This is a genomic window from Vibrio sp. T11.5, from assembly GCF_027587155.1.
In the GTDB taxonomy this organism is placed as follows: domain Bacteria; phylum Pseudomonadota; class Gammaproteobacteria; order Enterobacterales; family Vibrionaceae; genus Vibrio; species Vibrio neptunius.
Genome location: NZ_JAPPTP010000004.1, coordinates 236677 through 248978 on the forward strand (window position 1 = coordinate 236677; position 12302 = coordinate 248978).

The window sequence follows — 12302 nt, forward strand, 5'->3', positions numbered from 1 at the left end:
CTAGCTACTTGCCGTCAAGTTATTTGGTATCAAATTACAACACGATAAACTCAATGAGGTGTTTTATGAATCAACTAGTTAACCCATCAATTGTGCTTGATAGTCACCCACAAGGTGCCGCGACAACGGGCAATTTCCGTATCGCCAACCTGCCAATTGGCGAGTTAAAGCCGGGTGAGTTTTTAATTGAAAACACTTGGCTTTCGATGGACCCATATACGCGACCTCGCCTCAACGAAAACACGGCGTATGTAGAGCCGATCAAACTGGGTGAAGTGATTCAGGGAGAAACCATTGGCAAGGTCGTCGAGAGTAACAGCCCCAAATATCAGGTCGGCGATAGGGTGTTCACTTTTTCAGGTTGGCAAAAATATTGTGTCGGTAACGATGCGGATTTCATGACTTATCAACTGCCGGATACAGAACTGCCGCCAACGATCTTTCTCAGCGTGGCTGGAACTCCCGGTCGAGCTGCGTACTTTGGATTGAACAAAATTGCCAAACCTAAAGCTGGTGAAACCATGGTGGTGTCAGCCGCGTCAGGCGCTGTGGGTTCGGTTGCTGGTCAACTTGGCAAAATGGCGGGTTGCCGAGTGGTCGGCATCGCGGGCAGTGAGGAAAAGTGTCGTTATGTCGTCGATGAACTAGGTTTCGATGCTTGTGTCAATTACAAGTCTGACAATTTGGGTGAGGAGATTGAAGCCGCCTGTCCGGACGGTGTGGATATCTACTTTGAAAATGTTGGTGGACGTATTTCTTCCTTAGTGGCGCGTCACCTTAATGAAGGTGCCAGAGTACCAATTTGTGGCAGTGCAGCGTTATACAACAAGGGTAAAGATGTGGATGCCTCGACGTTATCGCGCTTTTACTCTTCACTGCCAAGTGCGCCGGAAAATCGATTCTTTCTGGTGACTGAGTGGGTCAACGATTATGCAAGTTCGATCAGTTGGCTGACCGCAGCAGCGGAAAGTGGTCAGCTCAAATTTCGTGAAACGGTGACCGAAGGATTGGAAAATGCACCGCAGGCCTTTGTCGATCTATTGGAAGGGAAGCACTTCGGTAAACAACTGGTTCGAGTTTAATACTGTTCGTCTTTTTTGATTGGTTGGTCGTGCTATGAAAAAAATAATAAAGATTTTGATTCCACTGATGTTGTTGGTCTTGGCTGGCGGTGCCTATTGGTATTACTACGGGCGTTTTTTCCAGACCACCGACAATGCTTACGTTCAAACGGACATTACTAACGTCAGTTCGCGCATCAATGCGGAAGTGGTGAAAATTAATATTAAGGACAATCAGAAGGTCAAAAAAGGCGACTTGCTAGCGCAGTTGGATGATCGTGAGTTCGTGATTAAAGAGCAGCTTGCTGAAGCGACCTTAGCGCAAAGTCGGGCGGAACAGTCGAACGCGGATGCAGCCTATAAAATGCAGAAAAGTGCCATCGAAGAGTACCAGAGTAAAGTGACGTCGGCGAAGGCTAAATATCAATACTCACTTCAGCAATACAAACGCTTGCAGGCCTTAGAGAAACAAAACTATGTGTCTAAAGGTGAACGTGACAATGGCGCATCTGCCTATAAAGTTGATGAAGCAGCGTATCTTGAGGCGAAGGCCAGCCTGAAAACACAACAAGATAAGCTCTCGGTACTGGAAAGTGAGATAGAGCAGGCCGATGCTATGGTCAAGCAAGCCAAAGCCAGTTTGTCACAGGCGAAGCTTGAATTGGGATACACCCGGATTGTGGCTCCAATAAATGGTGTGATCAGCAATCGCAACCTGCAAGTTGGTATGATGGTGCAACCGGGGCAATCTGTTGTGAGCATAGTGTCCGATCGCACACCGTGGATTCTGGCGAACTTTAAAGAAACGCAAAAGTCGCGTATGCACAAAGGGCAGTCTGTTGATGTCACCATTGATGCCTATCCAGGGAAGACATTCTCAGCACGAATCGATAGCGTATCGCCAGCCACAGGCGCTACCTTTGCTTTGTTACCACCAGATAACGCGACGGGCAACTTTACTAAAGTGGTGCAACGTGTGCCGGTTAAGATTGTGTTCAATGACTCTGTTCAGGTCGACAACGGGTTATCTGCGGTTGTTACTGTAGATACAAGGCAGTAATTATGGCGACACTATTTCCTGACATTGACGCTGTGGGAGTGCGTTATTTATCTGAACAAACAAGTGGTCAGTTTATCAACAAGGAGCAGAGGTTTCTCATCAATGGCGCGAGTGTATTTGTGTGTCAGTTTAACCAAAACCTCTATCATGACAGCTTGTTCAAGCAGTTCAGGATTCGATGTCCTGATGGACTTGGCCGCGCGGTAAGCTCAAGACGAGCCGAGTTTCTGGCGGGTCGTTATGCGGCAAGGCAGGCGATATCTGCTTGTGATGGGGGGGGTGCCAGCGGAGTACAAGTCGGGGTTAGTACAAATCGCTGTCCGACATGGCCCGACGGTATTTTAGGTACCATTACCCACTGCGATGATATCGCAGCATGTGCGGTGCTCCCTGCTATTCAGAGCATCAGACGCTACATCGGAATGGATATCGAGAAAGTGTTAGCGCCCAATGTGGTGTGTGAGGTATCCGGCTCCGTTTGTTCTGTATGGGAGTGGCAGCGTCTGGCGTCACTGCCATTTAGCAATGATATAATCACAACAATCATCTTCTCCGCTAAAGAGAGTCTGTTCAAAGCCTTATACCCCTATATCGGGGAATACTTCGGCTTTGAGTGTGCTCAGGTTAAATGCGTTGACCCGTACAAACAGCGCATATGGCTGACCTTATCGCCTTCGCTGGTGGCTAAGACGGGCTTTCGAGAAGTTGAGTGCCATTACACCTTGCAGTCAGACTATGTCATCACTTTTATCTCCCGATAGATGCTCTCTTGGGCGAAACAAAATGGGCTATGGGAAAAAATTTGTGTACTTAGTATGTTCAACAAGATTAATATAATCAGAGACTTTTGGACTCCAAATTAGCGCTGGTAAGGCCAAAAAATGAAATGTTTCGCCGAATATTAAATGTTTTTTAAGTCTGGCTTGTTATTTTGGATGAATTCCATGTTTGGCCTCTGTGTTCTCCAAAGCTATGAAGGCCGACTCAGATGGATTGAAAGCAGTGAGACTCAGTAAATAAAACCATCGCTTGTGACCTTCCTTTTATCACTGCTGAACGGGTCACGATACAGAACAGAGATAGATAACATGCGCGTATTATTAGTTGAAGATGACCCTATGCTTGGCAATGCGATTACCGCTTCCCTCGCCAGACATCATTATACCGCAGACTGGGTAACGTCGGGTGAAAGTGCCCTTCACGCACTGCAAGCTGACAGCTTCCTACTGGTCATTCTTGATATTTCTTTACCGGGTATCAGCGGTTTGAAAGTACTCAAAGAGCTCAGGAGCAAAGGAGACAAGACGCCCGTTTTGATTCTCAGCGCTCGTGACGAACTTAATGACCGTGTTTATGGGCTCAATCATGGTGCAGACGATTATCTGGTTAAGCCGTTTCAACTGGAAGAACTGTTGGCGCGTATGGGGGCATTGATTCGCCGATCGGCGGGTATGGCAGATGACACTATCGTGGTGGGCGATGTCTCTGTGTCGGTCAATTCGCATAAAGTCACGGTTGCAGGTGAGTGTATTAATCTGACGCCAAATGAATTTAAAATTCTCCTCTATCTGGTGACGAACGCTGGTCGGGTGCTAAGCAAAACACAGATATTGCAAAACATGCATGGTTGGGATGAAAGTGCCGGACTTAATTCGATTGAAGTGCACATCCATAATCTGCGCAAAAAAATGCCTAAAGGTACCATCGAAAACATCAGAGGAGTCGGATACATCATCCAACACTAGTATGAGACTGAATTCTGTTAAACGCCGTGTCGCATTATCGAGCGTACTGCTATGCCTCGCGGTTATTACCGCTTCCACAATCTGGGTTTACCTTGATACGCGTCAGGCGATTACAGACGTTGATGATGCACGGCTTCAGGACCTTAGTGAGAGTTTCTTGAAGGTGTTGTTATTGACCGATCCCTCTGTGATTGGCGAAGACCGAAACTCAGACCCAGAAACCGTTTTCGCTAACCTCACCAGTAAAACATCCCCCAAAGACAACCTAGAAAAATGGTCGCGAGCCAAGCTGCTTGAGGATAACTTCGCCTATTTACTGCTCGACTCTAAGGGCGCGGTATTGGCGAGCTCTCCGAATGCGCCACCTGTCGACTTAAAAATGATGCGCCATCCGGGTCTGAACGACATTCATGATCAGCAGCAGTCCAACATGTGGCGTGGCGTAACCATGCTATTAACGCAACCGAAAACGGGTGAGCCAATGTGGCTCTGGCTCGGCGAAGACAAGCACCTGCGCAGCGAAGTCGAAAACAAGATTGCGATCCCAGCCATTGTACCCATGCTAGTGGCAACGCCGCTCTTATGTTTGCTATTGGTGCTGTTTACCTATCATTTGTTTGCACCGATCAGTCGTTTGGAAAAGCAAGTGTCAGAGAAGTCGATTGATAACCTCTCACCACTCAGTATTACAGATGTTCCCACTGAGTTGGATAGCTTAGTGAAACGCTTGAACTACCTGTTTGATCAAGTCGATGCAGCTTGGCAAAGAGAAAAACGATTTAATCAAGACGCTGCCCATGAACTGCGAACACCTCTGGCCGTGATCAAGCTCAATGCGCAGAATGCCCTTGAAACGCAAAATGCTCAGGAAAAAGACCATGACCTCAAACAGATTGAAAAGAGCATCACACGTTCTGAGCGAACCATTGAGCAGTTGTTGACATTGGCAAAAGTCGAGAGCGGCTTGATGGTGGATTTAAGTCAAACCGTTGATGTTGCTGAGATACTACGTAGTGTGATTGCTGAGCTGGTCCCCCTTGCATTGAAGCAACAACAAGACATCACATTAGAAGCTGCTGAGGAGGCCTATGCTATTCAAGGCAATGAGATATTCCTTAATTGTCTGTTTCGCAATCTGATGGACAACGCGATTCGCTACTCCGGAGAAGGGACCCGAATTTGGGCTGAAGTGACTGAGCATGAAGAGCATATACAGATCGTCATTGCCGATAGCGGTCGGGGAATGAGTCAGATTGATATTGACCGCATCTTTGAGCGCTTTTTCCGTGGCAAAGAAACCCAGAACAAAGCTCAAGGAGCAGGTTTGGGGATGGCAATTGTAGAGCGTGTTATTGCCCTCCATCATGGAAAAATTGATGTCAGATCTCAAGAACCAGGTCTGGCATTTGTTATCACCTTGCCAAAGTTCCGTCTAATTTAGCTTCAAATCTGGATCTGGATGTAAGCTCACATAAACAGAATTTCTATCAAATGAATTAGCCGCAGCTAAAAAGGGTGACAAACAAGAAAGTGTCTGGCTTAACGCACTTCTAATTTGCTTGTTATGGCCTATGAGTTGCGTTGACAGTCAGCGATCCTTTTCTACGCTCATAGTCGTGTATACGTAAGATGAAAAGGAGAAGAGAAAATGGCGACATTTAAACAGGACATTCCACATCGCGTTACTGTCTACCATGACGACATTGATCAGGAAAACGCGTTGAAAAATGCCATGCTGCCTGAAAAACCAAGATATTTTAATGGCTCGCCCACTTATCAGGCTGACAGTATTGAAGAGTTCAAAACTCGAGTTGGTCAGGTAGGAATGTCGCTCGAATGAAGATTTGAGTCAGTGGAAAGTATTGTTACACGTCAGCCCGCATTACAGCGGGCTTTTTGATGACTGTGCATTGACCTGATTACGTCCACTTTCTTTCGCTATGTATAGGTGTTTGTCTGCTCTAGACAGGGCTTTGGCAAAATCATCATCTAGCCATTCCACGACACCAATACTTACTGTTATTTTGGAACTGACGATTGAGTTGAGACTGGCAACCAACTGAGCTTCAACTCGGCTGCGAATATTCTCCGCTAAGCCGACGGCCTCTTCCAATTGAGTCTCTGGCAAGATTAGAGCAAATTCTTCGCCACCGAGACGACCAAAGATATCGGAGTCCCGAATTTCACTAGTAACTAAGGTACAGAAAGTTTTCAGTACCGAATCCCCAATGGCGTGGCCGTAGTTATCGTTAATCTGTTTGAAGTGATCTAGGTCCATCATACATATGCATGAGACGCTGTTGAGGCGTTGAATATCTTGGGCATGATTAACTAATGCACGACGATTGAGAATGCCAGTTAATGGATCTTCGCGAACTAGCTTAACCAACTGAGACTCTTTAGCTTTTATACTGTAAGCCATATCGGAAAACGCACTAAAGAGCTGGCCAATTTCATCATCTCTGACAGAGAAATCAGTTTTGGCTTTGCCCGTTTTGGAGAGGATTGAAATTCGCTGGCGCAGATCGATAATTGGTGAGGCAATATAGTGGGAAAGATAAAGAGTCAACGAGACAAACAAAAATAGAGCAATACACAGATAGAGAAAAACTTCGCGCATCAGCATCAAGTTGTTCGACTCGAGTTCGTCCATCGATACATAGACCACTAGGTTAATGCCTTTTTGATGATCTGGAATAGAAGGGTGGGTATTGTCCAATGAGATAAGATGGCTCTGAATATCCAACTCTATCGGTTGATTGATAAGTATCCCGTTGAGATCTTGCCGCATTTGCGGTTTATTGGTGGTATTGAGGCCATTACTAGAGAGCGCCTCGAGCGACAAATGGTTCGCAGCGGACAATGAACGTAGGCCTTGGTTCCGTATCATCAGCACATCTACGTGTTGAAGGTTACTTTGCATTAACGTGCTTTTTATTTGATACAGGTGGTCTTCAACAATAGTACGGTCGAGGATGGCGGTATAAAATCCGACGATTTTTTTATTGCATCCAAGCAGAGGGCGAGAGTATAGGTAACTCTCGGTGTCGAATATCAGGCCGAGTTTTGAGATGGTTTCAGCATTAGCTAGGCTGATCACTTGTCGAGGCAGGCTTCGACCTTCTCGGATGTTAACGAGTAAATTGGTCAGTTCTCGGCTGGCCTGTGAGTTCACTTCGCCCCGTTTATTAAGCTCTAACAGCTGATTTAGCGTATCTTTTTCCCTCCTAAGGTTTTCTGGGTAAGTCTTTTTCCACTCTTGATAAGAGGTGTGTAACAGGGCCAGAACATGTTCAGGAAGAAGTATAAGCTCTTGTGTATTCTTACGCAGTACGTAGCGATTGCTGCTATTCGAAGACAAGCTAAAGTGAGTGACACGGCCTGACAAATCAGAAATAGCCAGTGCAGAGAAGCCGCTGGTGAAGCTTAAAGCGTCGGCGGCAGATAGAGATAAAGGTATATTTTCATCCTCGCAGGCGTTGATTTCACTACTGAGACGATCAAACTCGGTGAACTGACCTTGGACATAATGGCTAATTTCATTAGCTCCGAGTAAAACGGAAAGCTGGATAGACTGGTAAATATGGTCAATGGTGAGCTTCTCTCGCGCTTTGTAATAGACGTAGCTAAAGATCAGCAAAGAGATCGCAAGAGGCAGAAGAATGATGAAAATTTTTACGCTAAGTTTATTCATTACCTAAGGTCTTTGATCCTCTGGTTTAATTATTCCTAATCGCTTCACCACTTTCAGTTGTCCTTGACTGAATTGGCCTAGATACATAGGTAATTCAAAGTGGTGGTCGTCTCTGAGTTTTATCGCCAATTCTCTTTCGTACAAAGTTAGCCCTGGGAGTTGGTTGATGACAGCTTCTTTATCAACCGAGCCTGATTTTTCTATCGCAGCTTTCAGTAAATAGATAAGGTCATAGTGAGATTTACTCGAATAGGTTACCACTGACTCAGAGCCGTGAAAGGTTTTGTAATCGTTAACGAATTTTTGTAAAACAGGCTCATCGTTCTGACTAAAGAAGTGAAGAGCAGTGAGTACACCCTCCAAAGCCTCATTGTCCAGATTGGACAAATAGGTTTCATCAGCGGCAAAAGCGACGATTTGAATAGGTCGGCCAAAGTCAAAAGATGTCATCTGTGACAAGAAAGTAAAGCCATCGACACCCGGCAAGATGAGCATCAATGTCTCAGCACCGGAGTTTTTTATATGCTCGAATACGGAGGTGTAGTCTTTGACGCCAAATGGAGTGAATTCAATATCGGTGACGGTTCCCTGATTGAGCTTAACAGACTCAGCTATGCTGTCAGCCATACGATGAGGCCATATATAGTCATAGCCGAAGATATAAAAGCTCTTACCCACGTTATCGATTAGGTAGGGGACAATAGGTTCAATGTAATGTTCTGGAATAGCGCTGTAACATATCAGGTAGCGATTAAAATGGTGGCCTTCATAATCGATACCGTAAAACAATGGAGTCTGGAATGTTTCCGCGACTTCTGCCATGGCATAACGAGCGGCACTACTCACTGGGCCAAACAGCGCGAATACGTCATTTTGCTGGACTAACTCACGGCTGTACTTTACGGTTTTCGCTGGGTCGGTCTGATTGTCACGGATGATGAGTTCAATCTGCCTATTCAGCACCCCTCCATCAGCATTAATTTGATCGACAGCAAGCTGAACGCCTTTAAGTGCCTGCTGTCCATAAACGGCAAAGGTCCCTGTTAAAGGTAAAATAACACCGAGTTTTATATTGGGTTGGCGTGGAAGGCAGCTAGCCGTGAACATCAACACCGATACGACGAAGACGTGTTTCACGATAGACCAAATCAATACCAGCATAAGCTACCTAGAGAATCCTTTCTCACATTCTATTAATAAAAGTTTAAAAAGCGCATTTAGTAAAGGGCCTCTGCGGCGTACAGGCGACACTGAATGTGTCCAGTCATGGCACAGCCTGCATGGTCTTAATTGGCCTTTGCTGGTTTACGCCCTCTTGATGTCGATCTGCGCCGCTTCATCAAATACATGTTTTTATCCGCACGGGTAATCGCGGAAAACAGTTCACCTTTGGCACTTCCTGAAACACCATAGCTAAATTCAATTTCTGAGTTTGCAACGTAAGAGAGTAAACGTTCAATAAAATCACTGCTTCGTCCTGGTTGTACATAGGCGATAAATTCATCACCTCCGTATCGAACTAAATATTCGTTTTTGAGAATACAATGTGACAAATATCGTGCAAATAGGACGAGTAATGCGTCACCATAATCATGGCCAAGTGTATCGTTGATCGATTTAAAATTATCAATATCCAGATAGATAACGTCGTAATCTTTTTCTGGAATCTTGCGCATGAACTTTCGATTGTGAAGTTGAGTCAGATGATCTTTTTCTGATTCTTCTTTGAGTTTGAAATATAACGATGATACGCCAGATAGCATCAAAATATGAGCAATTAGCAGCGTTGTCGACGAAATTAGCAAAACTTCATCTTTATGAGCAGAACTAATAGCTGGCCATGATAGCTGACAATAGTTGATAAGTAGCTCAATGATCATCGAAATCATAGCTAATAAACATCCATACAGTATTTTATTGCTCACTTGGTGGCGCAATAACAGATAGGATATGTAGAGAAGAATTATTATTTTTGTCAGTTGTATGGCGAGGTCGAGTTCAGAAATCATTGTCATGTCTATCCAAAACAGCAAAGATGCTAACTTATTGTTTTTGAATTCCTTCTAGTATTTTAAGAATATCAAGCTTTGTTGTTTCACTGTGGCTGGAAGCTTCTATTATGATATTTGCCAATGTGTCGTCATCACAGTAGAAGTAAGCGACGGTTATCTCTAGTGCCGCAGATATGCGTTTTACAGTCGTGTAATCAGGAGCATGTTTACCAGTTTCGTATTGACTAATTCTAGCGCTTGCGCTTCCTGATTCCATCCCTAGTTTTTGCCCCAGCTCTTCCTGAGTGATACCTCTTTTCTTTCTTATGTCTCTTAGCCTTCTAGGTAATGGGCTAGTCATGCAGTGAGTACCTCCACTAACAAAGTAGAGTCATTTTAACCTTATAGTATTAGATATATTACTAAGGAATTTTTAGATTCTAAGTTTTTGGGTATATCTATTAAAAAAGAAATGACTTTTTCACTGGTATCGACAGCTGTTCCATGAACTTTAGAATAATATTTTGTTAATTCGGGTTGTGGCTTAAGAGAGGGCTTATTATAGATGCTTTTCTTATTATTTGTTCTAGCACTTTATTACTATTGCCAGCATAGTTAATTGTGACTATTTTGATTGATAGGTAGGCAAAAATGCTCGCTTTAATGTTGAGTTTATTTAAAGCGAGATTATATATTTGGAAGGAATATATTATTTTTTATGATTGGTTAAGCCTAAAGTACCAGATTGGTAAATTAAGCCATCGGGAGTGTCTGAGCCGAGCAGTATTGGTCCGTCCAAGTCAACAATCTCTGCTCTCGTTGCGATGGGTAAGGCAGCCTTCATTGCCAACGAGGTTCCGAGCATACAGCCCACCATAATAGAAAATCCTTTCGCTCTGGCTTCTTGCTCCAACGCCAGTGCTTCTGTTAGGCCGCCCGATTTATCAAGTTTAATATTTATCATCTCGTAGCACCCATCTAGGTTGGGTAGGTCACTACGAACGTGGCAGCTTTCGTCGGCGCAGATAGGAATCGGATGTGAAACCTTCTTCAGTAGAGCATCGTAACCTTTGGGTACGGGCTGCTCTATCATAGTAATATCAAGCTGGTCTAACGATGAAAAAAGCTCGTCTAGATCTTCATTGTGCCAGGCTTCATTGGCATCTAGGACAATTTTGCAACCAGGAACGGCAGCTCTGACGCCAGTCACTCTAGATACAATATCTTCGTGATCCAGTTTAACCTTGAGCAGAGTCGCACCCTGAGCCACATAATCAGAAGCTTGTTGAGCCATCCTTGCAGTTGTGTCGATCGAGACCGTCATTGCAGTCTCTATTTTTGAGCGAATATCAAAGTAGGGGTATGGAAAGAGTAATCCGTCCGTCTTGGCGATCATTTCCCACAAAGCACAATCTAGCGCGTTTCTCGCTGCTCCAGCGGGCATTGCTTGCAGCGTCATTTTTGCTTCCGAGGGAGTAAGCGCCTGCAGTGTAGGAACCATTTGAGCGATTTGTTCCAATACCGATTCTACACTTTCGCCATATCTTGGATAAGGTGTACATTCTCCGATCGCAACATGGCAAAGATGGCGAATTTCGACTCGAACCACGTCACAATGTGTCCTTACTCCTCGCGAAATGGCAAAAGGCCTAGCGAGCGGAATAGACTGGCTGAATGCTATTATGTCCATGTTTGGCCTCACAGAGCTTTAATATGTGTTGCAATGGCGTCAATACCGAATCTGACTGGGTCAGTGACCGGAACCTGATATTGCTCTTGCCAATCAGCACAAAGTGCCATGGCATCTTCTTCACTAATTGCAGCGGTATTTAGGCTAATACCAGCCAGTTGAGTATTGGGATTGGTCAGTCGTGCAGCCGCGAGGTTAGCTTTTATAGTTGCTTCAATGGTCGGTAATTCACAATGGGGTAGATGGCGAATGTGAGGGCGGCCAATTTCGTGGCATAGCACCAAAGCATCTGCCTGCGCGCCGTGCAGTAAGCCGAGGCTAACCCCTGCAAAAGAAGGATTGAACAGTGACCCTTGTCCTTCGATGATATCCCATTCGTGATCGGTAAATTCAGGACTGATTTTCTCTACTGCGCCGGAAATGAAATCTGCTACAACTGCATCAATCGAGATACCTTTTCCGTCGATCAAGATACCGGTTTGGCCTGTTGCTTTAAATTGTGCCGAGACATCAATTTTGTGTAGTGCTCTCTCCAAAGCCAATGCGGTAAACATTTTACCGACAGAGCAATCCGTACCAACGGTTAAGAGACGTTTGCCTTTGCGTGGGGTACCATTGCCAACTTCTAGGTTTTGGTCAAAGTGGCGAACATCGTGAAGTTTAGTGATACCTTGTTTTTCCAGCTCAGCCAGCTTAGGGATATCTTTCAGTCGTTGATGCATGCCGGATGCTATTTCAAATCCCAGCTCTGCCGCCTGAATCAGACAAGCCCGCCAGTTCTCAGGTATGAGGCCGCCGGCATTGGCTGTGCCAATGACAAGTGTTTTTGCTCCCCTGTTTTTGGCTTCTTCTAGCGTGAGGTTCGTTAAATTAAGAGTGACGGCGTCACATGATAAGCGCAATTCACCAATACAGTGTTCAGGTCGCCAAAGTGCAATACCTCGGCCCGTTTTGGCTGAAATAGGGTCAGTAACGTCGCCCAGAAAGAGTAAGTAAGGTTGAGCAATCGACATAAGCATCCTTGAATATTAGAGTGAGCAGATAAATACACTCTATTGAAC

The 12302-nt window shown here is 45.0% G+C and carries 12 protein-coding genes; 6 read left to right on the forward strand and 6 right to left on the reverse strand.

Annotated features, from left to right (window positions below):
* Positions 1-65: 65 nt before the first annotated feature.
* The 6 genes from OH455_RS06800 to OH455_RS06825 all read left to right on the forward strand — a co-directional run bounded on the left by OH455_RS06800 (position 66) and on the right by OH455_RS06825 (position 5706).
* Positions 66-1082 (forward strand): NADP-dependent oxidoreductase, encoded by a 1017-nt coding sequence (locus OH455_RS06800; protein WP_219349055.1) that lies wholly within the window; start codon positions 66-68, stop codon positions 1080-1082.
* A gap of 34 nt (positions 1083-1116) precedes the next feature.
* Positions 1117-2121 (forward strand): HlyD family secretion protein, encoded by a 1005-nt coding sequence (locus tag OH455_RS06805; protein WP_269980836.1) that lies wholly within the window; start codon positions 1117-1119, stop codon positions 2119-2121.
* A gap of 2 nt (positions 2122-2123) precedes the next feature.
* The gene (locus OH455_RS06810; RefSeq protein ID WP_269980837.1) at positions 2124-2882 is read left to right on the forward strand and encodes a 4'-phosphopantetheinyl transferase family protein; all 759 of its coding nucleotides are present in this window, start codon (positions 2124-2126) and stop codon (positions 2880-2882) included.
* 327 nt (positions 2883-3209) lie between these two features.
* Positions 3210-3866, forward strand: a complete 657-nt coding sequence (locus OH455_RS06815; RefSeq protein ID WP_269980838.1) for a response regulator transcription factor — start codon at positions 3210-3212, stop codon at positions 3864-3866.
* Between the two features lies 1 nt (position 3867).
* Positions 3868-5307 (forward strand): sensor histidine kinase, encoded by a 1440-nt coding sequence (locus OH455_RS06820; protein ID WP_269980839.1) that lies wholly within the window; start codon positions 3868-3870, stop codon positions 5305-5307.
* A 207-nt stretch (positions 5308-5514) separates the two neighbouring features.
* Positions 5515-5706 (forward strand): hypothetical protein, encoded by a 192-nt coding sequence (locus OH455_RS06825; RefSeq protein WP_045975745.1) that lies wholly within the window; start codon positions 5515-5517, stop codon positions 5704-5706.
* Between the two features lie 42 nt (positions 5707-5748).
* Here the strand turns inward: OH455_RS06825 and OH455_RS06830 are convergent, their stop codons facing one another.
* The 6 genes from OH455_RS06830 to dgcN all read right to left on the reverse strand — a co-directional run bounded on the left by OH455_RS06830 (position 5749) and on the right by dgcN (position 12254).
* On the reverse strand, positions 5749-7560 hold the full coding sequence (locus OH455_RS06830; RefSeq protein ID WP_269980840.1) for a GGDEF domain-containing protein: 1812 nt from the start codon (positions 7558-7560) through the stop codon (positions 5749-5751).
* Positions 7561-7563: 3 nt separating this feature from the next.
* Entirely contained in the window at positions 7564-8667 is a 1104-nt protein-coding gene (locus OH455_RS06835) for a substrate-binding protein (protein ID WP_333482723.1), read from the reverse strand.
* 179 nt (positions 8668-8846) lie between these two features.
* A complete protein-coding gene (locus OH455_RS06840; RefSeq protein WP_045975766.1) occupies positions 8847-9569 on the reverse strand; it encodes a GGDEF domain-containing protein in 723 nt (240 codons plus the stop codon).
* A 34-nt stretch (positions 9570-9603) separates the two neighbouring features.
* A complete protein-coding gene (locus OH455_RS06845; protein WP_019276654.1) occupies positions 9604-9912 on the reverse strand; it encodes a helix-turn-helix domain-containing protein in 309 nt (102 codons plus the stop codon).
* A 348-nt stretch (positions 9913-10260) separates the two neighbouring features.
* The gene (dgcA, locus tag OH455_RS06850) at positions 10261-11241 is read right to left on the reverse strand and encodes an N-acetyl-D-Glu racemase DgcA (protein WP_269980842.1); all 981 of its coding nucleotides are present in this window, start codon (positions 11239-11241) and stop codon (positions 10261-10263) included.
* Between the two features lie 8 nt (positions 11242-11249).
* Entirely contained in the window at positions 11250-12254 is a 1005-nt protein-coding gene (dgcN, locus tag OH455_RS06855) for an N-acetyltransferase DgcN (protein WP_206370512.1), read from the reverse strand.
* Positions 12255-12302: the final 48 nt, after the last annotated feature.